This is a genomic window from Antribacter sp. NEAU-D49 (assembly GCF_057158775.1).
Genome location: NZ_JBXTSN010000026.1, coordinates 24,108 through 45,470, shown reverse-complemented (window position 1 = coordinate 45,470; position 21,363 = coordinate 24,108). Strand labels below are relative to the sequence as shown.

Here is a 21,363-nt window from a genome sequence, read left to right as displayed (position 1 = left end):
CCGCGGCGCGCGCCGCCCAACTTGGGGGGGGTGGGGGGGGGGGGGGGGGGCCTGCCCCCCCCCCCCCCCCCCGACGAACTGCCGAAGTGATGTGCGCGGAGGCAGCGCGGGGGCGGCGCGGGCGCGGCGTCAGGGCGGCGTCAGGCCGACGACTCCGACGCCGCCTCCTCCGCAGCCCGCAGGACCCGCAGCACGTTCCCGCTCGCCAGCTTCCCGAGGTCCGCGTCCGACCAGCCGCGTTCGGCCAGCGCGGCCAGCAGCCGCGGGTAGCCCGAGACGTCCTCGAGCCCGTCGGGCAGCACAGGCGTGCCGTCGTAGTCCCCGCCGAGCCCCACGTGGTCCACCCCGGCCACCTCGCGGACGTGCTCCACGTGCGCCACGACGTCGTCGAGGGTCACGCGGGGCCGGGGGCCGGGCTGCCCCGCCGCCCGCCACGCCGCGTACTCGGCGGACACGAACTGCGGCACGAACGTCACCATGCAGATGCCGCCGTTCGCGGCCAGGGCGGCCAGGACGTCGTCGGGCACGTTGCGCGGGACGTCGCAGACCGCGCGTGCGGACGAGTGCGAGAACATCACCGGCGCGGAGGTGACCCGCAGCGCGTGGCGCATGGTCCCCGCCGACGTGTGGGACAGGTCCACGAGCATCCCGAGGCGGTTCAGCTCCCGCACCACGTCCTCGCCGAACGGCGAGAGGCCGCCCAGGACCTCCGTGTCGGTACCCGAGTCGGCCCAGGGCACGTTGTCGTTGTGGGTCAGTGTCAGGTATCGCACCCCCAGCGCGGACAGCATGCGCAGCACGCCCAGCGAGGAGTCGATCGAGTGGCCGCCCTCAGCGCCCATCAGGGACGCGATGCGCCCGACGGCCCAGGCCGCCTCGACATCGTCGGCCGTGCGGGCGAGGGCGAGGTGGCCGGGGTACCGCGCGACCATCCGGTGCACGGCGTCGACCTGCTCCAGGGTGGCGGTCACGGCCTCGCCCGCCGGGAGGTCGGACGGCACGAAGACCGACCAGAACTGCGCCCCCACTCCCCCGGCGCGCAGGCGCGGGAGGTCCGTGTGGGTGGTGGCGACCGGGCCGGCGAGGTCCATCGCGTCGAAGTCGTACGCGGCCTGCTCGCGCAGCTCCCACGGCAGGTCGTTGTGGCCGTCCCAGACGGGGTGCGTCGCGAGGAGGGCCTGGATGCGCTCGGCGGTCGTCATGCGGGAACCCTAGGCCTCGCGGGGCCGGTCGGGTGGACCGGTCGGGTGCTGCCGGTCAGCCCCGGCCACGCAGGCGGTCGATCTCGCGGCGCTCCCGCTTGGTGGGGCGGCCGGTGCCGCGGTCCCGGAGCCCCACGGCCTCCCGCTCGGCACGGGTGGGTACCGGCGGGCTGAAGTCCTTGTACGCCTTGGCTGCGAGGGGCGCGCCCACACGCTTGGGGATCAGCTCGGCGACCTCCACGACCCGGTCCCGGAGCGGCTCGCGCCACGTGACCCGGTCGCCCACCACCACGGTCGTGGCGGGCTTGGCGGGGACGCCGTTGATCCGGACCTTGCCGGTGCGGCACAGGTCGGCGGCGACCGAGCGGCTCTTGGTCAGCCGCACTGCCCACAACCACAGGTCGATGCGCATCGTCCCATTGTCCCCCTGCGACGAGGAGTCCTCGTGCGCCGTGGAGCCGGTGGCCGGGCCGGGCCTGTCGCTCGCAGCCCGGCCACCGGAGACTAGGACAGCTTGGTCGTCACCCAGCGCGGGTCCGCGGTCGTCACGCGGTACACCTCGCCCGTGACCCGCACCGTGGCGCGGCCCGACGCCGGGGACTCGTCCCGGGTGCCGTTCCCGCCGTGGGGCTCGTCCAGGTCCGCGATGCCCTCGGCGACCACCTTGAGCACGTTGTCCGCGGCGTGGGCTCCCACCCACACCTCGACGTCGCCCGGCTCCACGACCCGCGTCATGGTGCGGTCCGAGAAGGCCAGGCGCGTGGTCGGGACCTCGAACGTCACCGTCGTGGCCTCGCCCGGCGCCAGGTCCACCCGGCGGTAGCCGAGCAGCTGGGCCGTGGGCCGTGCGATCGACCCGACCACGTCGCGCCCGTACAGCTGCACGACGTCGGCGCCTGCGACCGCTCCGGTGTTGGTCACCCGGACCGAGGCCCGGAACGTGCCACCCGCGGTCACCTCCGGGTCCACGACGAGCTCGTCGTGGGCGAACGTGGTGAACGACAGGCCGAAGCCGAACGGCCGCAGCGGCGTCGAGTCCGTCGACGTCACCTCGGAGGGTCCCCCGAGGATCGGGTGCAGGTACGAGTACGGCTGCGAACCGGTGGACCGCGGCAGCGACACCGGCAGGCGGCCCGAGGGGTTGACCCGGCCAGTGATCACGCCGGCCAGAGCGGTGCCGCCCTCCTCGCCCGGGAAGAACGCCTGCAGCACGGCCCCCGGCCGGGTCTGGTCGCCGTCCAGCGCCCAGCCGATCGAGTACGGGCGGCCGGTGAGGAGCACCATCACCACCGGCCTGCCGGTGGCGAGGACCTCCTCGACGAGCCGGCGCTGGACGCCCGGCAGCTCGAGCGACTCGCTGTCGTTGCCCTCGCCCACGGTGCCCCGGCCGAACAGGCCGGCCTGGTCACCGACGACGACGACTGCGACGTCGGCTGCCGAGGCGGCCGCGACGGCCTCCGCGAAGCCCGACGTGTCGTCGCCCTCCACCTCACACCCCTGCGCGAACGTGAGCTCCACGCCGGGAAGCTCGCCGCGGAGCGCCTCGGCGACCGAGGGGATCTCGAAGCCGAGCGGGAACTCCTGGTGGTGCGCCAGCACGTGGTTGGCGAACGAGTAGCAGCCCATGAGGGCCTCCGAGCGGTCCGCGTTGGGCCCGATGAGGGCGACGCGCGCGGGCGCGTCGGTCCACGAGCCGAGCGGCAGCACGCCGTCGTTCGACAGCAGCACGACCGACTCCTCGGCGAGACGCCGGGCAACCTCGCGGTGGCGCGGCGAGTCGAGGTCGATCACCGCGGGCGGCTCGCCCTCGAAGGCGTCCTCGTCGAGGAGACCGAGCTCCTCCTTCTGGGCCAGAGCGCGCAGCACCGCCCGGTCGACGTAGGCCTCGTCGAGCGCGCCGGAGCGCACCTTCTCGGCCAGCGGCTCCAGGAACGCGTCACCCGAGGGGAGCTCGATGTCGAGACCCGCCACGAGCGCCTGGGCCGCCGCGTCCCCGCGGTCGGCGGCGATCGCGTGCATGACCGTGAGGAAGGCGACGCCGAAGTAGTCGGCGACCACGACGCCGTCGAACCCCCACTCCTCGCGGAGGACGCCCGTGAGGTACTCCTCGGAGGAGTGCAGCGGGACGCCGTCGATGTCGATGTACGACGCCATGACGGACCGGACGTTGCCGTCCAGGACCGCCATCTCGAACGGCGGCAGGAAGGTGTCCGCCACCTCGCGCGGACCGGCGTAGACCGGCGCGTGGTTGCGGCCCGCCCGCGAGCCCGAGTAGCCCACGAAGTGCTTGAGCGTGGCGTGCACGCCGGCGCTCTGCAGACCACGCACGTACGACGTGCCGATCGTGCCCACCACGTAGGGGTCCTCGGCGATGCACTCGTCGACCCGCCCCCACCGCGCGTCGCGGATCACGTCGAGCACCGGCGCGAGGCCCTGGTGGATGCCGAGCTCGCGCATCGACTCACCGATGAGCGCACCCATCTCCTCGACCAGCTCGGGGTCGAACGACGCACCCCAGGCCAGCGGGGTCGGGAACGTCGCCGCCTTCCACGCCGCCAGCCCGGTGAGGCACTCCTCGTGGACCAGGGCCGGGATGCCGAGGCGCGTCTCCCGCTTGAGGCGACGCTGCTCGGCCCACAGCCACGCCGCGCGCTCCGCCGGCTCGACGGGCCGGGTGCCGTACACACGCGTGTAGTGCCCCAGCCCGTGGGCCGTGATCTCGGACAGCTTGCCGGAGTCCTTCTGCCCGGCCGCCATCTCGCCCTGCATCGGCGCCACGACGTCGCCGCCCTGGTCGAGCCAGTAGCCGACGATCTGCGCCAGCTTCTCCTCCAGGGTCATCTGCGAGTGCAGAGCCCGTACGCGCTCGGACACCTGGGGCATCGCGGGCAGCGTGACATCGAGATCCGTCATCAGGACCTTGTCCTCTCTGTTGAACGAGGGTCAGCCCTTGACGGCGCCCTGGAGACCGTTGACGATCCGCTTCTGCATGGCGAGGAAGAAGATCAGCGCCGGGATCATCGCGAGGGTCGTGAAGGCAAAGACGCCGGCGGTGTCGGACGAGTGCTCCGACGAGAAGTCGGCCACGCCCAGCGGGAGGGTCTTGTTCTCGCCCTGCAGCAGCAGCAGCGGCAGCAGGTAGGCGTTCCACGACCCGACGAAGGCCAGCACGCCGACGGTGACCATGCCCGGGCCCGAGAGCGGGAGCAGGATCCGCCAGAAGAAGCCGATCCGCGACGCGCCGTCGAGCAGGGCCGCCTCCTCGAGCTCCTTGGGGATGGCCATGAGGAACGGTCGCAGGATGATCACCGTGGTGGGCAGGGCGAAGGCCGCCTGCGGCAGGGCCACGCCCAGCCACGTGTTGCCCAGCCCGAAGTTCTGGGTGATCAGGATGAACAGCGGGACGATGGCGACGGCGGCCGGGAACAGCAGACCCAGCACGAAGACCATGTACAGCGCCTCGCGGCCCTTGAACTCGTAGCGGGCGAGCGGGTAGGCGGCCATCGTCCCGAAGATCACCACGGCAGCCGTGGTGATGACCGCGATGACCACCGAGTTCCACGTGTACTGCCAGAAGTTCGGGTTCGCCAGCACGCCCAGGTAGTTGTCCAGGACCCACGGGTCGGGCAGCCCGGCCGGGGTCTGGGCGAGCTGGGCGTTGGTGCGGAAGCCGCCCAGGATGCCGTAGACGACCGGGCCGAGCGTGACGGCCACCACGACGAGCGCGATGCCGTAGACGAGGGGGTTGCCGCCCCGGAAGGCGTCCGAGGACCCCCTGCGACGCCGCACGTGAGGGGCGATCGAGAGGTCCGACGTCGGCGCGACGCTCATCGCTTCACCTTCTTTCCGGTGGTCTCGGTCTGGACGTCACGGCGCAGGATGAAGACCTGGTAGAAGACGGCCATGACCAGGGCGATGACGAAGAGGATCACGGAGGCGGCGCCGGCGATGCCGAAGTTCGCCGCCTTGGTGCCCTGGCTGATGAGGAAGGTCGCCATGGTGGTCGTGGCGTTGGCCGGGCCACCGCCGGTGAGGATCCACACCATGTCGAAGAGCTGCAGGGCGCCGATCATCGAGAGGAAGGCCCAGGTGCGCAGCGTGGGGCCGAGCAGCGGGATGGTGATCCGGCGCTGCACCTGCCACCACGAGGCACCGTCGAGCTGGGCGGCCTCGTAGAGCTCCTCGGGCACGCCCTGCAGGCCGGCGAGGAAGAGGATCACGGCCAGGCCGAGGTACTTCCAGGTCAGCACCGCGATGACGGTACCCATGGCGATCGAGGGGTCGCCGAGGAAGCCCTGCTCCGGTGGCGTGATGCCCACGGCCTTCAGGAGCGCGTCCACGACGCCGTACTTGGGGAGCAGCAGCTGGGCCCACACGACACCCGCGATGACCTCGGCGAGCACGTACGGCACGAAGATGATCGTGCGCAGCAGCCCCTGCCCCCACATCTTGCGGTTGAGCAGCAGCGCGATGCCGAGGCCCAGCGGCAGCTGGATCACCACGGACATGATGACCACGATGAAGTTGTGGCCCACGGCCTCGAGGAAGTACGGGTTGCTCAGCACCGACACGTAGTTGTCGAGGCCGACGAAGTTCGTGAGGGGGCCGAAGCCCTTCCACTTGTACATCGACAGCTGGATGGCCGTGAGGATCGGCCACACCACGAACAGGAAGAACAGCACCAGGGCGGGCGTCACGAAGATCGCGATCTCGAGCGCCTTGCGCCCGTCGCGGCCCTTGCGCCTGATCGGTTCAGCGCCGCGTCGTCCCGCCCGCGCCGGTACCGCCGGCAGCGCGAGGGCGCTGCCGGCGGCGTGGCGGGAGGACGTCGCAGGCGAGGCGGTCCGCGCCCGGCGGGCGCGCGCTCCGTCTGCCACGTCGATCACTCCGACTGAGCTGCGGTCTGGACCGCGGTCACGATGTCCTGCGGACCCTTCTGACCGGCGAAGACGAGGGCGATCTCGTCGTTCATCGGCTGGCCGACGGACTGGCCCAGACGGGTGTCGAGGTACAGCTGCACCGACGTGGACGTGTTGCGGACCTTGAGGAGCTCGGCCAGCGCGGCGTCGGACAGCGAGTCCGCAGCGGCCGGGTTGGTCGGCAGACCCATGTCGAGCTCGGCGAAGCCGATCTGGACCTCGTCGCTCAGGAGGTACTTGGCGAAGTCGACAGCGGCGTCGGGCGCGCTCGTCGAGACGGACCAGGCGTCACCGCCACCCATCATCGTCGTCGGGTCGCCGCCCTGGCCGTCGAACGTCGGGTACGCGAACCAGCCGAGGAAGCTCGGGACCTTGCCGTCCTCGGTGAGGCCACCGGCCACGCCGGGCTCCCAGTGACCGGCCAGCTCCATGCCGACCTTGGCGGTCGCGAGGAGGCCGGAGGCCGACGTCGGGCCGTCCTGCGCCTTGGTGGCGAGGAAGCCGGCGTTGAACGGCTGGTGGTTGACGATGTCGACCAGGTGCTCGCCCGCCTTGAGGAAGCAGGGGTCCGAGTAGTCCTTCGTCTCGATCGCGGTCTCGATCGTGTCGTTGGTGCACTCGCGGATCACGTTGTAGTACCAGTAGTGGGCCGCGGGCCACTTGTCGCCGGCGCCGACGGAGGCGGGCTCGATGCCGGCCGCCTTCAGCTTGTCGACCCAGCCGTACCACTCCTCGATCGTCGGGTTCGGGGTCACGTCGGTGATCCCGGCCTGCGCGAAGAGGTCCTTGTTGTACCAGAAGCCGACGACGCCCATCGTGTAGGGCAGGGCGTAGACCTTGCCGTCCACCGCGTACTGCTCGGTGTAGGCGCTGATCTTGCTGATCTCGTCGGCGGCGTCCTCGGTGAGGTCACGGACCAGGCCGGCCTCGACCTCGTTCTTGAGCTCGCCACCACCACGGCTCATGTAGACGTCGGGGATCTGCTCCGGGTCGCCCGACTGGAGGGCGGCCTGCAGCTTGGTGAGCATGTCCTCGTGCTGCATGGCCTGGAGCTCGACCTTGACACCGGTCTCCGCCTCGAAGTCGGCGGCGACCTTGTCGTAGTACTCCTTGCCCTCGCCGGTGTTCGAGTTGTGCCACCAGGTGATGGTCTTGGCGTCCGCGTTCTCACCGGCGTCGGTGGTGCCGCCAGAGCCGGCACACGCCGTTGCGAAGAGCGCGATCGTCGCGCTGAGCGCGAGGGCTGCGGTGCCCCGCTTCATCCTGATCATCGTGAAACCCCTTGGTCGTCGTCGACGGGTCGACAGGTCGGATGCTGTCGAGTACGACAGTGACAGGTGGGAGTGTGACCAGTCAAACGTTTGCGATAACGATTTCGAAACGTCCCCTACCACACACGCCCCAACCCGTACCCAAGGTACTGTCTGTGTGTGCAGAGTGCGGGAGACACTCCCGAGCCCACCGTGGGGCTCGGGGCAGGTGCGACAAGAGATCTGGCGACCACGGCGTCGTCCGACAGCAGCACGGTGTCCGGGCCCCGACTCCTGTCCGAGCCCCGCTCGGCAGCGCGCTCGGAGAGCACGGACCGCTCCGGCCGGGTGACGATCACCGACGTGGCGCGCGTCGCCGGAGTCTCGGTCGCGACCGTCTCCAAGGTGGTCAACGGCAGGTACGGCGTGGCCGCGGCCACGGCGGAGCGGGTGCTGGAGGTCGTGGAGGACCTCGGGTACGAGTCCTCCCTGGTCGCGCGCTCGCTGCGCCGGCGCCGCACCAACGTGATCGGCGTGCTCGTCGCCGAGTTCGAGCCGTTCAGCACCGAGCTCCTCAAGGGCATCTCGGCCGCGGTCGAGGGCACCGGTTACGAGCTGCTCGCCTACTCGGGTGGCAGCACCGCAGGCGCGGACCGCGTCGGCTGGGAGCGCCGCTCCGTGTCGCGGCTCGGCGGCACGCTGATCGACGGCGCGGTCATCGTCACTCCCACCGTCGTGGCCCCGGTGCACGACGGCGTCCCCGTGGTCGCCATCGACCCGCACACCGGCCCGTCCGGCGCGCCGACGGTGGACTCGGACAGCCTCGAAGGCGCCCGGACCGCCACCGAGTACCTCATCGGCCTGGGCCACACCCGCATCGCCTACCTGGGCGGACGCCCCGACCTCGAGTCGGCCCGCCTCCGCGAGCTCGGCTTCCGCGAGGCCATGGCCGCGCACGGGCTCGACGTCGACCCGGACCTGGTCCGCGTCGGTGGCTACCGCCCCGACCGGGCCGACGCACCCGCGCACGAGCTCCTGGACCGCGCGGACCGGCCCACCGCCGTCTTCGCGGCGAACGACCTCTCCGCGATCCGCATGATCGAGGTGGCGCACGAGATGGGCCTCCGCGTGCCGGAGGACCTGTCGGTCATCGGCTACGACAACGTTCCCGAGTCCGCGACCTGCACCCCGCCGCTCACCACGATCGCCCAGCCGCTGCACCAGATGGGTGCCGAGGCGCTGCGCATGCTCGTCGACCTCCTCGACGGCTCGGAGCGCGAGCAGCACCTGCGCCTGCCCACCACCCTGGTGGAGCGGGCGTCGTGCGCGCGGCTCACGTAGCACGGGGCGCCTGACCCGGCTCAAATAACGTGGCGGGGGCGAGGCCGGCGGGTCACGCTGGGCCCATGACCGCCCCCGTCCGCGTCGTCCGCGTGCCGGTCCCCTCCGGCGACGACCCGCTGTCCTCCCCCGAGGCCTGGGCCGTGCACGGGTCCGCCCTGGTCGACCGGGCCGTCGAGCTGGACGGCCTGGGCTACGACGACCTCGCGCTCGACGCCCGGACCATCCTGACCACGATGGTCGAGGAGCAGGAGTACGAGCGCGTCCTGCGGTACGTCGCGGTAGCGCTGCCCGACGACGCCTCGGACGGCTCCGCGACGCCGTCGCCCGAGGCGGTGGTGGGCCGGGCTGTCGTGGGGCTGCCGATGACGAGCAACCCGCACCTGGCGCTGGCGCACGTCCGGGTGCTGCCCGGCTGGCGCCGGCGGGGTATCGGCACGGCCCTGTGGGAGGCGTGCCTCGCGGACGTCCGCGCCGCAGGCCGCACCGTCGTGGTCGGCGACGCGGACCTCGGCGGGGCGGAGCCGCCACCCGGGCCGGACGCCCTCGTGCCGCCGACCGGCAGCGGGCGGTTCCCCCGATCCGACCCAGGGGCCCAGTTCGCCCTGCGGCACGGGTTCGCGCTGGAACAGGTGGAACGACACTCGCACCTCGGGCTCCCGGTGCCCGCCGAGCGGCTGGACCCGCTGCGCGCGAGTGCCCGCACGGCCGCGGCCGGGTACCGGGTGCACGTGTGGTGCGACGAGGTTCCCGAGGATCGGCTGGCCGGTCTCGCCACGCTGTACACCCGGATGTCCACCGACGCCCCGAACGCCGGCCTCGAGATCGAGGAGGACCCCTGGGACGCCGGCCGGGTCCGCGACAAGCACCGGGCGATGCGCGCGAGCGGCAGCCGGCTGGTCCTCGCGGCGGCCGAGCACGAGGAGTCGGGCACGCTGGCCGGGTTCTCGTGCGTGTCCTTCTCCCAGGACCGGCCCGAGGTGGTCTTCCAGGACGACACGCTCGTGCTGCGGGAGCACCGCGGGCACCGGCTCGGGCTGCTCGTCAAGGTCGCCGTCCTCGACGAGCTGGCGCGTGCGAACCCCGCCGCGCGGCGCGTCCACACGTGGAACGCGCAGGAGAACGACCACATGCTCGCGATCAACGTCGCGCTGGGCTTCGCCCCGGCGGGCGTGCAGAGCGAGTGGCAGCTCCACCTCTGATCCCCGGGTCCGGCCGGTGCGCACGGGCACCGGCCGGACCCGGCCTCTCCCGGACCGGGCCCCTCAGAGCAGCTCGGCCCGCAGGTCCGGCTCCTCGTCGAACGTGTCGAACGGGTACACGGGCCGCGCCAGGTTCTCGTGCCCCAGGCGCAGCAGGTCCTGGTCCACGCCGCCCGGGGTGAGCATGAGCCGCCAGTCCGCGGCCAGGTCGTACAGCTCGGGCTCCAGGTAGCCGATCTTGACCACCACGACGTCGGTGCCGCGCGGGTCCAGCCCGATCGACGTGAAGTCGGACTCCAGGTGGTACGGCTTGCGCCGCTCGGTGAGGATCACGCGCAGCCCTCCGCACCGCACGACCGCGACGATCCCCGCGACAGGGTCGTCCGTGCGCACGTGCTCCACGACGCCCCGCAGGGTGACCGGCCCGTGCGAGCCGTCGTCCACCCGCGCCCCGGCCTCCACCTCGACGGTGGCGCCCGGTCCGGCGGCGGCGACCTGCGCGGCGGCCCCGGCGTCGGGCAGCGACGCGTAGATCGCCGTGCGGCCGCCTGCTTCCGGCGGTGTCGCGAAAGCCGGCTCGGCGAGGAGACGCGCCAGCGTCCAGGTGACGTCGCCCGCACCGCCCGCCGTGGGGTTGTCGCCCGAGTCGGACAGGAAGAAGGGCCGGGCATCGCTCGCGAGCGCCGCGGCCAGGCACTCGTCGTAGGACCCGGCGGGCGCCACGAAGGCGAAGCCGTCGCGGGCGTCCCAGTAGCGGCGGGCGAGGCGCTCGGCCTCGCGGACGATCACCTCGTCGTCGTCCCCCGTGACGACGACCGCGGCACGGCACCGCGGTTCGTCCGCCCAGGCGTAACCCACCCAGACGGCGGCGTCGAGGACGCCGTCGAGCGCCTCGACGCGGGGTACCTCCGCGTAGATGCTCTTGGCCGGCTCCAGCCGGGTGCTCGTCTTCTCCCCCGGGAGCAGCACGGGGACGCTCACCCACGCCGTGCGCGGACGGCCGGGCGGCACGCCGTCGGGGCCGGGCGTGAGGCGGGTGACGAGGTTGGCGGCGGCCCGCTCGCGCGACTCGTCGGCATCCTCGTGCGGGGCCATGCGGTAGCAGGTGAGCAGGTCGGTCAGGGCGGCGAGCTCGCGCGACACGTTGCCGTGCAGGTCCGTGGAGGTGGAGAGCAGGCATCCCTGGCCGACGACGGCGCGCACCGCCGCGACGAGGTCGGCCTCCACGTCCGTGTACCCCAGCACCGTCATCGCGCCGTGGAGGTCGAGAAAGACGCCGTCGAACGGACCCTCCGCGTCGAGGACCGTGGCGATCTCGGTGCGGACGCTCTCGTACACGTCGGCGGGGACGGCGCCGCCAGGGAGCGCCCCGGCCCGCAGCACCCCCACCCATTCCGCCTCGCGCCGCAGGGGCGCGCCGTCCCAGAGGAACGGGTACCGCCGCACCAGCTCGTTGCCCCGAAGGAGGGTGAACGCCTCCCAGCCGGAGCGGTGCGGGGAGAACGTGCTGGACTCGATGGCCATGCCACAGATCGCGATCCGCGGCCGGGGGGTGGAGGTCACGGGGGCCACCCTAGAAGGGCGGGGTGACGGTGGTGAACGCGCCAGACTGCCTCCAGGTCCGTCGTGCGGTCCGTAGGCGACTCTGGAAGCAGTCTGGCGCGTTCACCAGCCGCGGCCGACGAGCCACTCCGCGACTCCGTCCAGGCGGCGGGAGGTGGCCGCCTGCCAGCCGGGGCCCCGGACGCGGTGCGGGCCCGTGGCCAGCGAGAGGAGCACCCCGGCGACGCGCACGGCCAGGTCCCGCGGGTCGACGGCGCACGCGAACCCGTCCGCGTAGGCGCCGGCGAGTGCCCGCTGCCGAGCCGGGTCGAACCCGTCCACGTGGGCGAGCACGTCGAGGTGCGCCACGAGGCACGCGAGGTCGTCGGCGCGGTGGCCCGGCCCGGCGGTGTCGACGTCGAGCAGGCCGGTGACTGCGCCGCCAGGGCCTAGGAGGAGCTGGGCCTCGTACAGGTCGCCGTGGGTGGGCTCGGTCCCGGCGTCCACGCCGGTGAGGCGCTCCTGGATCGCGCCCGCCAGGTCGGCCGCCCGTCCCGCCACCGCCGGGACCGCGGCGCCGATCACCCGGGCATAGTGGCGGGCGGACCCGCTCCACGCCCGACGGCGGGGCAGCCCCGCTACCGCGTCCGGGAGGCGTCCCAGCAGGTCCAGGACGTCCTGCGGGGCAGGGACCGGCCCGCCGTCGCGGAGCGCCGCGCGCATGCCGGTGCCGTCGAGCGCGGAGAGGACCAGCAGGCCGTCGTCGGCCCGGTGGAGCGGGGCGGGCACGGCGAGACCCGCGTCGCTCAGGAGGGTGTGGCGGGCGTGCAGGTCGGCCAGCCGGTCCGGCGGCACCACCTTGAGGAACACCCGGGCCGACGGCGTCCGCACCTCCACCACGGCCCGCCGCGTCGGGCGGTACGCGCGCACACGGAGCTCGGGGCGCTCGCCGGGTCGCTCGCCGGGAAGGCCGTCGAGGAGGCCGCGCGCGAACCCCGGGTCCACCGCCCGGCGGAGGGCGGGCAGCGCGGGGTCGTCGGGGAAGGCCCAGACGGCGACGTGCGTGTCGCCGTCGGCCACCGTGAGCACGCCCGGGGCGCCGTGGTGCTCCGGGCGGCCCGCGCTCGCACCGAACGTGGTGCGACGGACCGCGCCGTCGCGGCGCACGCGCGCCCGGTACGCCACGGTCGTGGTGGGCGCCGTCCCGGCCCCGGGCCGGGACGGGCCGGCCGAGCCGGGCCGGTGGTCCACCTGGCGCACCCGCCAGTCGAGCAGCTCGCCGCCCGAGGCTGCCGCCACGACCGTCAGGAGGCTGCGCGCCCGCTCGCCGGTCAGGAGGTCCAGGTGCGCGCTCACCGGGCCATCCTCCCAGCGGGCGGACGCTCGGAGCGGTCCGGCGTGACCCACGCGACAGCGCGGGCGACGCTCCGGGTCACTAGGTTGGGTGCGGACGTATCCACCCGACCGGAAGCGCAGGACGCCCCGATGAGCACCTCACCCGTCGACGCCACGACCACCTCCGCGTGGGCTGACCTCGGCAAGCAGTCCGAGACCCTCGAGCCCGACCTGCGGCGCTGGTTCGCCGCCGACCCCGGCCGCGCCCAGCGGTTCGCCTTCCAGGCGGCCGACCTGTACGTGGACCTCTCGAAGAACCTGCTCACCGACGAGGTGCTGGCCTCCCTCGTCGCCCTCGCCGAGCAGGTCGGCGTGGCCGAGCGCCGCGACGCGATGTTCTCGGGCGAGCACATCAACGTCACCGAGGACCGCGCGGTGCTGCACACGGCGCTGCGGCGCCCTGCGGGGGCCACGCCGTCGCTCACCGTGGACGGGCAGGACGTCGACGCCGACGTCCAGGCCGAGCTGCAGAAGATGTACGCGTTCGCGGACAAGGTGCGGTCCGGCGAGTGGGCGGGCGTGACCGGGTCGCAGGTGCGGACCGTCGTCAACATCGGGATCGGCGGCTCCGACCTGGGGCCCGTCATGGCGTACGAGGCGCTCGAGCCGTACGTCGCCGAAGGCCTCGAGGTCCGGTTCGTCTCGAACATCGACCCCACCGACGTGGCGCAGAAGACGGCCGACCTCGACCCCACGACCACGCTCTTCATCGTGGCGTCCAAGACGTTCGGCACGCTGGAGACCCTGACCAACGCGCGGCTGGCCCGCGACTGGCTGCTCCGCTCGCTCGTCGCCGCCGGTGCGATCGAGGACACCGAGGACGGCCGCCGCGACGCCGTCGCGAAGCACTTCGTGGCCGTGTCCACCGCGCTCGACAAGGTGGCGGCGTTCGGCATCGACCCCGAGAACGCGTTCGGGTTCTGGGACTGGGTGGGCGGCCGGTACTCGATGGACTCGACCATCGGGACGTCGCTCGCCATCGCGATCGGGCCGGAGCGGTTCGCCGAGCTCCTCGCGGGCTTCCGCGCCATGGACGAGCACTTCGCCACGGCGCCGCTCGCCGAGAACGTGCCGGTCCTGATGGGCCTGCTCAACGTCTGGTACACGAACTTCCGCGGCGCCCACACGCACGCCGTGCTGCCGTACGCGCAGCAGCTGCACCGCTTCCCGGCGTACCTGCAGCAGCTCACGATGGAGTCCAACGGCAAGTCGGTGCGCTGGGACGGCACGCCCGTCACCACCGGCACCGGCGAGGTCTTCTGGGGCGAGCCCGGCACCAACGGGCAGCACGCGTTCTACCAGCTGATCCACCAGGGCACGCGGCTGATCCCGGCCGACTTCATCGCCGTGGCCCAGCCCGCCTACCCGCTGGCCGATGCGGTGGGCGACGGCGGGGCCGTGGAGGCCGGCGCCGACGTGCACGGGCTGTTCCTCGCGAACTTCTTCGCGCAGACCAAGGCGCTGGCCTTCGGCAAGACGGCCGACGAGGTACGCGCCGAGGGCACCGCGGAGGACCTGGTCTCCGCCCGCGTGTTCTCGGGCAACCGGCCGACGACGTCGATCCTGGCGCCCGCCCTGACGCCGTCGGTGCTGGGACAGCTCGTCGCTCTCTACGAGCACATCACCTTTGTGCAGGGCGTGGTGTGGGGCATCGACTCGTTCGACCAGTGGGGCGTGGAGCTCGGCAAGAAGCTCGCGCTCGAGGTGGCCCCGGCCGTGGCCGGCGACGAGGCGGCGCTCGCCACGCAGGACGCGTCGACGGCGGCGCTGATCACGAAGTACCGCGAGCTGCGCGGCTGACCCCGCCCGTCGTTGTGGGTATGGCTGTGGTCAGAATTCCGCGGGGAATTGTGACCACAGCCATACCCACAACGTCACGGCGTGAGGGCGCGGGCGAGGGCCTCAGCCGCCGCACGGGCCACCGGCTCGTCCGTGACCTCGTAGCCGTCGTCTCCCCCGCCGCCGGGCCCGCCGTCGTCGGTGACCGTGCGCTTCGCCGACAGGTGCACGGCGTGCACGCCCGCCCCGACCAGCGCGCCGACGTCGTCGGGCCGCACGCCGCCGCCCGCCATGACCTGGACGCCCAGCTCGCTCCCCCGGGCCGCGAGGGCGGCGAGCCGGTCCAGCCCGTCGACGGCGCGGGCCGCGCCTCCCGACGTGAGCACCCGCGTCACGCCGAGGCCCGCGAGCACGTCGAGCGCGGCGACGGGGTCGGCCACGGTGTCGATCGCCCGGTGGAAGGTGACCTCGGCGGCGGGCAGGGCCGCGCGGGCCGTGTCCGCGAGCAGGCGCACCGTCGCCACGTCCACGGCCCCCGAGGGCAGCAGCGCGCCGACGACGACGCCCGCCGCCCCGGCCGTGATCGCCGCGCGCACGTCGCGGGCCTGCACCGCCGCCTCCACCGAGTCGTAGACGAAGCCCCCCGGCCGTGGCCGGACCAGCACGTGCACGCCCACGGCGGCGGCACCGAGCGCGTCCAGCGTGGCCTCGAGGAGTCCGGCCGACGGCGTCATCCCGCCCGTCGCTCCGAGCGCGGCACACAGCTCCACCCGCTGAGCACCCACGGCGGCGGCGACCAGCGCACCGGCGGGGTCCTGCACGGCGAGCTCCAGGGCGACAGAAGGTTCGTGAGGCACGGGCGCCAGCGTAGTTGGGCTCCGACACGACGTGGCTCGCCGGGACGCCCGCACCAACGATCCGTAATATCCCGCCCATGGCTGTCATCGATCCCAACGCGATCCTTCAAGGCCGGTCCCCTGGCCGGCCGCCCGTCGGGGTGATCGTCGGGATCGCTGTCTCGTCGCTCTGCCTGCTCGTCTCGCTCGGCTACGCGGCGGTGACCGGTGGCGCCCCGTTCGTCGCCGGGCTGATCCTCGCGCTGCTGCCCCTGGGCCTGTGGCTCCCCCTCGTGCTCGCGCTCGACCGGCTCGAGCCGGAGCCGCCCAACGCGCTGGTCCTGGCGTTCCTGTGGGGTGCCGGAGTGGCGACCCTCGTCGCGGCGGTGCTCAACACGCTCGGGCTCATGCTCGTCACCACGTCGCTGTCCGCGGAGGAGGGCTGGTACGTCACCGCCACCTTCGAGGCGCCCTTCGTCGAGGAGATCCTCAAGGGCCTGGTGCTGTTCGGGATGCTGTGGTTCCGGCGGCACGAGCTCAACGGCCCCACCGACGGCGTGATCTACGCGGCGATGGTGGGCCTCGGCTTCGCCGCGGTCGAGAACGTCACCTACTTCATCTCGGCCGCGGAGACCGACCTCCTGGGGTACACGTTCCTCATGCGCGGCGTGCTGTCCCCGTTGCTGCACCCCCTGTGCACCGCGCTGACCGGCCTGGGCGTCACCGCCGCGGCACTCGCCCCGCGCGGGAGCGTCAAGCGGTGGGCCGCGCCGCTCGGCGGTCTCGCCGGGGCCGTCGCCCTGCACATGCTGTGGAACGGGTCCACCCGCTGGGGCTACGCCGGGCTGTCGTTCGCGTACCTCGTGGGGCTGTGCGTCCTCATCGGCGTCTCGGTGGTGCTGGTGCGGGACCGGCGGCGCACGGTCGGGCTCGTGACGCACCACCTCACCGCCTACCTGCCCACCGGCCTGGTCACGCCCGCCGACCTGAGCATGCTCTCCACGCTCCGTGGCCGACGGATGGCCCGCACGTGGGCGCAGTCCGTGGGCGGCACCGGTGCAGCGCGGGCGATGCGGGACTACCAGCACGGCGCCACCGAGCTCGCGATGCTGCACGAGCGGGTGGCTCGTGGCGCGGAGGACCCCGTCGTCGGCGAGCCGCAGCGGCAGGCGCTCCTCATGCTCATGCAGGTGGCCCGGCAGGCGTTCCTGATCCGGCAGCCGCACCCGCCGGCGGCGCCCTGGTCTGCGGGCGAGGCGACGGGCTTCTCCGCGGGCTGAACCGCCGAGTCAGTTCGTCCGTCGGGCGAGAGCACTGTCTCGGTGCGTGGAGGGCGGGGGTCAGCGGGGCGGGGGCAGCAGCGCGCAGCCCGACGGGTCGAGCGTGATCGTCACCTTCTCGCCCACAGCGGGCCGACGACGCCGCGCGGCCGGGTCCGTGGCGACGCCGTCGTACAGGGCGGGTTCCTCGACGGCGGTGACGCGGACCGGCCCCGCGCCGAGGTCGACGTCGACCGTCACCTCCGCGCGGCCGCGCCGGAACGCGGTCGCCACCACCGAGGCCTGCCACAGGGGCCCCTGCTCGACGGCGCGGAGCGGCTCGCCGATGTCGGGCAGCAGGCGCAGCCCGGCCGGCCCCACGGCGACCACCGTCTCCGGCGACGTGCCGGCGAGACCCGGCCGTCCGGCGTCGGGCAGCACGCCCGGCGGGAGCGCCGCCGCCGGGACGAACGCCTGGAATCCGAGGAACTCGGCCACCCGGCGCGACGCCGGGCGCTGCCACAGCTCCTCCGGGGGCGCGACCTGCAGGAGCCGGCCGCGGTCCATGACGGCGACACGGTCGGCCACGACGAACGCCTCGTCGTGGTCGTGGGTGACGAACACGGCGGTGGTCCCCGTGGCGGTGAGCACCTCGCGGAGCTCGCCGGCGAGCCGCTCGCGCAGGCCGCGGTCGAGGGCCGACAGGGGCTCGTCGAGCAGGAGCAGGCGCGGTCGCGGCGCCAGCGCCCGTGCCAGGGCAACCCGCTGGCGCTCCCCGCCGGAGAGCGTGGTGACCGCGCGCGACCCGTAGCCCGCCAGCCCGACGGCCTCGAGCAGCTCGGCCACCCGGGCGGCGCGCTCCGCCGCCGGCGTCCCCGCCGCCTCGAGCCCGTAGGCCACGTTCCGGGCCACGTCCCGGTGCGGGAAGAGCTGGCCGTCCTGGAACATCAGCCCGAACCGGCGGCGGTGCACGGGTGTCCCGGCGAGGTCCTGGCTGTCGAACCGCACCTCGCCGGCCGCCAGGGGCTCCAGGCCCGCGACAGCCCGCAGCAGGGAGGACTTGCCGCACCCGCTAGGGCCGAGGAGGGCGACCACCTCGCCGGGCGCGACGTGGAGCGAGACCCCGTCGACCGCGACCGTCTCCGCCGAGCGTGCCGCCTGCGCACGGCCGGGCCGCCACCGCAGGCCCGCCCCGCGGGTCCGGTACCGCACGACGACGTCCCGCACCTCCAGCCCGTCTTCCGTGCCCGGTCCGTGCATCACAGCTCTCCTCCCGCGCGGTCGCCGCGCAGCCGTTCGGCCAGCATCATCACCGTCGCGGTGAGCACCGCCAGCACCACCGACGCCGCGAGCGCCATGCCGTAGTTCTCGGGGCCCGGCCGCCCGACGAGCCGGAAGATGACGACGGGCAGGGTGGCGGCGTCGGGCCGGGCGAGGAACGAGGTGGCGCCGAACTCCCCGAGCGACACCGCGAACGCGAAGCCGGTCGCCAGGCCGAGGGAGCGGGCCGCGAGCGGCACGTCGACCGTGCGGAGCACCCGCCCGGGGGACGAGCCGAGCACCGCGGCCACCTCGCGGAGCCGGGGGTCCACGGCGCGCAGCACCGGCAGGACGGTCCGCACCACGAGTGGTACGGCCACGACCGCCTGCGCGATCGGCACCAGCAGGCCGGAGGTCCGCAGGTCCACGGGCAGGCCGAGCGGCTGGTCGAGGGTGATGAAGAAGCCGAAGCCCACGGTCACGGCGGAGACGCCGAGCGGGAGCATGAACAGCGCGTCGAGCACCATGACGGCGCGCCGGGCGGTGGCTGCGCGGGGCCTGCGTGACACGACGAGCGCGACGAGGCCACCCACGACCAGTGCGATCGCGGTCGCCAGCGCGGCCGTGCGGAGGGAGTTCCCGGCGGCCTCCCAGACGGTGACCACCAGCGCGTTCCGGCCGCCGGTGGTGCCCAGGGCGACGTAGTTCTCCAGGCCCCAGTCACCGGTGGGCCCGCGGAACGACCGGAGCACCAGCCCGGCGAGCGGGAGCACGACGAGGCCGCCGACGACGAGGGCCGCGCCGAGCGCCGCCGCGACGTCGCCCGGGGAGCGCCAGGAGAGCGGCGCCGAGGTGGTGCCGTCGCCGACGAGGGCGAGCGCCGCCTCCCGCCGGGCGCGTGCCCGTGCGGAGGCCACCAGGGCGCCCGTGATCACGACGAGCTGGAGGACGGACAGCACGGCGGCCGACCGCAGGTCGAGGAACTGGGTGGTGCGCACCCAGATCTCCGTCTCGACGGTGCCGTACCGGACGCCGCCGAGCACGAGCACCACACCGAAGGCGGTGGCGCAGAACAGGAACACGACGGACGCCGCGGAGGCGATGGCCGGGCCGAGCGACGGCAGCGTCACGGTGCGCAGCACCCGCCAGGGGCTCGCGCCCAGCGCGGCGGCGGCCTGCTCGGCGCGCGGGTCGAGCCGCTCCCAGAGGCCGCCGACGGTCCGCGTCACGACCGACACGTTGAAGAACACGAGAGCGACGACGATCGCGGCGAGCGTCTCCTCCAGCCGGAGGAAACCGAGGAGCCCGCCCTCGACGAACAGGGTCCGGAACGCGACGCCGACCACGACCGTGGGCAGCACGAACGGCACCGTCACGAGCCCGCGCACGAGCCCGCGGCCCGGGAACGACCGCCGGTACAGCACGTAGGCGAGAGGCAGGCCGAGCAGCACCGAGAACACGGTTCCCAGCCCCGCCTGCGCCAGCGTGAGGCCCACGAGCCGCCACGTGCGCGGGCGGCCGAGCACCTCGGCGAACCCGCCGAGGTCGACCACCCCGTCCGCGACGAACCCCCGCAGCACCAGCGCGGCCACCGGCCACGCGAAGAACACGCCGAGGAAGAGCAGGGGCACCACGACCGCGAGGCCCCAGCCGAGCCGGGCGCCGGTCAGCCCACCCCTCGCGGCGTGTTCGGCAGTTCGCGCGGCGTGTTCGGCTGTTCTTCGGATGAGCGCCAGCCCGGGCTGCCGAACATCCGACGAACTGCCGATCACGCGAGCCATGGCCTCAGCCCACCACCACCGCGGTCCACTGCTCGATCCACTCCTCGCGGTGCTCGGCCACGTCGGCGGGGTCGGCCGTGAACGGCTCGGGCGCGAGCGGCGCGAACTTGACCCACTCCTCCGGCAGCTCCACCGACGGGTCCGCCGGGTACATGTACATGGAGGTGGGCACGTCGGCCTGGACCTCGGGCGAGAGGAGGAAGTCGACGAGCGCCTGCGCGCCGTCCTCGTTGTCGGTACCCGCGAGGACGCCGGTGTACTCGACCTGACGGAAGCAGGTGCCCAGGAGAGCGCCCGTGGTCGTCGCGGAGCCGTCCTCCGTCACCGTGAAGGCGGGCGAGGTCGCGTACGAGAGGACCAGCGGCCGGCTGCCGCCCTCGGCCCCGGAGAAGTCGACGTAGTACGCGTCCTCCCATGAGTCGACGACCTTCACGCCGTTGTCCACGAGCGACTGCCAGTACGCCTCGAAGCCGTCGGTGCCGAAGCCGCCGATCGTCGTCAGGAGGAACGCCAGCCCGGGTGACGACGTGGCGGGGTTGGTCACCACGAGCAGGTCCTTGTACTCGGGCTTCGCGAGGTCCTCGAGGGTCGCGGGCACCGGCAGGCCGTGCGCCTCGAACCAGGCGAGGTCGGCGTTGATGCAGACGTCGCCCTGGTCGACGGGCGTGAGCTCGCCGTCGCCGAGCTGCTCCGCGCCGTCGGGCAGCGTCTCAGGCGTGTAGGAGGCGAGCACCCCCGCGTCGAGCGCGCGCGACGCGAACGTGTTGTCGATCCCGAACACGACGTCGCCGAGGGGCGAGCCCTTGGTCAGGACGAGCTGGTTGACGAGCGTCCCGGCATCACCGGTGGCGACGGTCTCCACGCTGTACCCGGACTCGGCCTCGAAGTCCTCGATCAGGCCCTCGGACAGCGCGAACGAGTCGTGGGTCACGAGGGTCACGGTGCCCGCCCCCTCGTCTCCCCCGCCGGTCTCGCCCGGGCCGGTGCCCGAGCAGGCGGCGAGAGCCGTCACGAGCATCCCTGCGAGGGCTGCCCCCTGGGCTGGCTTGATGGCACGACGAACTGACACTTTCTTCCCTTCGACTTCCTCCGCCGGTACGAACCGGATCAGGTTCAAGGGTCTGCGGTGGTCCGCACTCTCAGCGCTCGGTGGCGCTCCCCTGTCGTATCCGAGAAGCCTACTCACCCCGGTCCGGCTACCGTGAGCACATGGCGCAGAATGAGACGGAACAGACACTCGCTGTGAAGGTCACCACGATCGCGCTGACGTTCGCCGCCGGCTGGGCGGCACAGAAGGCGGTGGGCCTCATCTGGAAGAGCGTCACGGGCAAGGCGGCGCCCACCAAGGCCGACGACCCCGAGCTCAACATGCTCCAGGCCACCGCGTTCGCGGCGGTGGCGGCGGGCACCGCCGTGCTGGTGCGCCGCGCGGCGAGCAAGGGTGCCGCACGGGTCGCCATGCGGTTCGCCCACAAGGCCCGCTGACGCACCGGCCGGGGCGCAGGAGCAGTCGAGCCCCCCCCCCCCCCCCCCGGGGGGGGGGGGGGGCGGGGCCGGCCAGGCAACCGGGCGCCGCCGCCCCGGGTGGCCGACCCCG

General features: G+C 73.5%; 17 protein-coding genes and 1 riboswitch. Of the genes, 5 read left to right on the top strand and 12 right to left on the bottom strand.

Annotated features, from left to right (window positions below; translation table 11 throughout):
* Positions 1-140 precede the first annotated feature (140 nt).
* The 6 genes from AC060K_RS17930 to AC060K_RS17905 all read right to left on the bottom strand — a co-directional run bounded on the left by AC060K_RS17930 (position 141) and on the right by AC060K_RS17905 (position 7,392).
* Complete coding sequence (locus tag AC060K_RS17930; protein WP_483766705.1) at positions 141-1,202, bottom strand: dipeptidase; 1,062 nt, start codon at positions 1,200-1,202, stop codon at positions 141-143.
* Between the two features lie 55 nt (positions 1,203-1,257).
* On the bottom strand, positions 1,258-1,614 hold the full coding sequence (locus tag AC060K_RS17925; protein ID WP_483766704.1) for an RNA-binding S4 domain-containing protein: 357 nt from the start codon (positions 1,612-1,614) through the stop codon (positions 1,258-1,260).
* Positions 1,615-1,706: 92 nt separating this feature from the next.
* Positions 1,707-4,115, bottom strand: a complete 2,409-nt coding sequence (locus AC060K_RS17920) for a beta-xylosidase/alpha-l-arabinosidase (protein ID WP_483766703.1) — start codon at positions 4,113-4,115, stop codon at positions 1,707-1,709.
* Positions 4,116-4,145: 30 nt separating this feature from the next.
* Positions 4,146-5,033: a carbohydrate ABC transporter permease gene (locus AC060K_RS17915; RefSeq protein ID WP_483766702.1), complete on the bottom strand. Its 888-nt coding sequence runs from the start codon at positions 5,031-5,033 to the stop codon at positions 4,146-4,148.
* Positions 5,030-6,079 carry a carbohydrate ABC transporter permease gene (locus tag AC060K_RS17910; RefSeq protein ID WP_483766701.1) on the bottom strand — a complete coding sequence of 350 codons (1,050 nt, stop codon included), beginning with the start codon at positions 6,077-6,079 and terminating at the stop codon, positions 5,030-5,032. The genes AC060K_RS17915 and AC060K_RS17910 overlap by 4 nt, the downstream gene beginning before the upstream one ends.
* Before the next feature lie 5 nt (positions 6,080-6,084).
* Entirely contained in the window at positions 6,085-7,392 is a 1,308-nt protein-coding gene (locus AC060K_RS17905; protein ID WP_483766700.1) for an ABC transporter substrate-binding protein, read from the bottom strand.
* 327 nt (positions 7,393-7,719) lie between these two features.
* Here AC060K_RS17905 and AC060K_RS17900 point away from each other — a divergent pair, with 327 nt between their 5' ends.
* Positions 7,720-8,712, top strand: a complete 993-nt coding sequence (locus AC060K_RS17900; protein WP_483766728.1) for a LacI family DNA-binding transcriptional regulator — start codon at positions 7,720-7,722, stop codon at positions 8,710-8,712.
* A 65-nt stretch (positions 8,713-8,777) separates the two neighbouring features.
* On the top strand, positions 8,778-9,914 hold the full coding sequence (locus AC060K_RS17895) for a GNAT family N-acetyltransferase (RefSeq protein WP_483766699.1): 1,137 nt from the start codon (positions 8,778-8,780) through the stop codon (positions 9,912-9,914).
* A gap of 63 nt (positions 9,915-9,977) precedes the next feature.
* Here AC060K_RS17895 and AC060K_RS17890 read toward each other — a convergent pair whose 3' ends face one another.
* Both AC060K_RS17890 and AC060K_RS17885 read right to left on the bottom strand, forming a co-directional pair.
* Positions 9,978-11,477: a M81 family metallopeptidase gene (locus AC060K_RS17890; RefSeq protein WP_483766698.1), complete on the bottom strand. Its 1,500-nt coding sequence runs from the start codon at positions 11,475-11,477 to the stop codon at positions 9,978-9,980.
* A gap of 102 nt (positions 11,478-11,579) precedes the next feature.
* Complete coding sequence (locus AC060K_RS17885; RefSeq protein WP_483766697.1) at positions 11,580-12,812, bottom strand: phosphotransferase; 1,233 nt, start codon at positions 12,810-12,812, stop codon at positions 11,580-11,582.
* A 129-nt stretch (positions 12,813-12,941) separates the two neighbouring features.
* On the opposite strand from AC060K_RS17885, the gene pgi reads away from it, so the two are divergent.
* Entirely contained in the window at positions 12,942-14,651 is a 1,710-nt protein-coding gene (gene pgi, locus AC060K_RS17880) for a glucose-6-phosphate isomerase (RefSeq protein ID WP_483766696.1), read from the top strand.
* A gap of 74 nt (positions 14,652-14,725) precedes the next feature.
* Here pgi and AC060K_RS17875 read toward each other — a convergent pair whose 3' ends face one another.
* A complete protein-coding gene (locus AC060K_RS17875) occupies positions 14,726-15,487 on the bottom strand; it encodes a copper homeostasis protein CutC (protein ID WP_483766695.1) in 762 nt (253 codons plus the stop codon).
* Positions 15,488-15,564: 77 nt separating this feature from the next.
* Between AC060K_RS17875 and AC060K_RS17870 the strand changes: the two genes are divergently transcribed.
* Positions 15,565-16,746 (top strand): PrsW family intramembrane metalloprotease, encoded by a 1,182-nt coding sequence (locus AC060K_RS17870; RefSeq protein ID WP_483766694.1) that lies wholly within the window; start codon positions 15,565-15,567, stop codon positions 16,744-16,746.
* Between the two features lie 60 nt (positions 16,747-16,806).
* On the opposite strand, the gene AC060K_RS17865 is transcribed toward AC060K_RS17870, so the two are convergent.
* The 3 genes from AC060K_RS17865 to AC060K_RS17855 are packed head-to-tail and all read right to left on the bottom strand — an operon-like array spanning position 16,807 to position 20,784.
* A complete protein-coding gene (locus AC060K_RS17865) occupies positions 16,807-17,985 on the bottom strand; it encodes an ABC transporter ATP-binding protein (RefSeq protein ID WP_483766693.1) in 1,179 nt (392 codons plus the stop codon).
* Positions 17,985-19,766 carry an ABC transporter permease gene (locus AC060K_RS17860; RefSeq protein ID WP_483766692.1) on the bottom strand — a complete coding sequence of 594 codons (1,782 nt, stop codon included), beginning with the start codon at positions 19,764-19,766 and terminating at the stop codon, positions 17,985-17,987. Before AC060K_RS17860 ends, AC060K_RS17865 begins: the two co-directional genes overlap by 1 nt.
* 4 nt (positions 19,767-19,770) lie before the next feature.
* The gene (locus tag AC060K_RS17855; protein WP_483766727.1) at positions 19,771-20,784 is read right to left on the bottom strand and encodes a thiamine ABC transporter substrate-binding protein; all 1,014 of its coding nucleotides are present in this window, start codon (positions 20,782-20,784) and stop codon (positions 19,771-19,773) included.
* Between the two features lie 49 nt (positions 20,785-20,833).
* A riboswitch (TPP riboswitch) is annotated at positions 20,834-20,938 on the bottom strand.
* Positions 20,939-20,975: 37 nt separating this feature from the next.
* Here AC060K_RS17855 and AC060K_RS17850 point away from each other — a divergent pair.
* Positions 20,976-21,251, top strand: a complete 276-nt coding sequence (locus AC060K_RS17850; RefSeq protein WP_483766691.1) for a DUF4235 domain-containing protein — start codon at positions 20,976-20,978, stop codon at positions 21,249-21,251.
* The last annotated feature ends 112 nt before the right edge of the window (positions 21,252-21,363 follow it).

What these genes read in the sequence shown, in the direction of transcription:
- AC060K_RS17930 (WP_483766705.1), bottom strand. Translation starts at nt 1,202, where the DNA reads ATGACGACCGCCGAGCGCATCCAGGCCCTCCTCGCGACGCACCCCGTC.
- AC060K_RS17925 (WP_483766704.1), bottom strand. Translation starts at nt 1,614, where the DNA reads ATGCGCATCGACCTGTGGTTGTGGGCAGTGCGGCTGACCAAGAGCCGC.
- AC060K_RS17920 (WP_483766703.1), bottom strand. Translation starts at nt 4,115, where the DNA reads ATGACGGATCTCGATGTCACGCTGCCCGCGATGCCCCAGGTGTCCGAG.
- AC060K_RS17915 (WP_483766702.1), bottom strand. Translation starts at nt 5,033, where the DNA reads ATGAGCGTCGCGCCGACGTCGGACCTCTCGATCGCCCCTCACGTGCGG.
- AC060K_RS17905 (WP_483766700.1), bottom strand. Translation starts at nt 7,392, where the DNA reads ATGATCAGGATGAAGCGGGGCACCGCAGCCCTCGCGCTCAGCGCGACG.
- AC060K_RS17895 (WP_483766699.1), top strand. Translation starts at nt 8,778, where the DNA reads ATGACCGCCCCCGTCCGCGTCGTCCGCGTGCCGGTCCCCTCCGGCGAC.
- pgi (WP_483766696.1), top strand. Translation starts at nt 12,942, where the DNA reads ATGAGCACCTCACCCGTCGACGCCACGACCACCTCCGCGTGGGCTGAC.
- AC060K_RS17870 (WP_483766694.1), top strand. Translation starts at nt 15,565, where the DNA reads ATGGCTGTCATCGATCCCAACGCGATCCTTCAAGGCCGGTCCCCTGGC.
- AC060K_RS17865 (WP_483766693.1), bottom strand. Translation starts at nt 17,985, where the DNA reads ATGCACGGACCGGGCACGGAAGACGGGCTGGAGGTGCGGGACGTCGTC.
- AC060K_RS17860 (WP_483766692.1), bottom strand. Translation starts at nt 19,766, where the DNA reads ATGGCTCGCGTGATCGGCAGTTCGTCGGATGTTCGGCAGCCCGGGCTG.
- AC060K_RS17855 (WP_483766727.1), bottom strand. Translation starts at nt 20,784, where the DNA reads ATGCTCGTGACGGCTCTCGCCGCCTGCTCGGGCACCGGCCCGGGCGAG.
- AC060K_RS17850 (WP_483766691.1), top strand. Translation starts at nt 20,976, where the DNA reads ATGGCGCAGAATGAGACGGAACAGACACTCGCTGTGAAGGTCACCACG.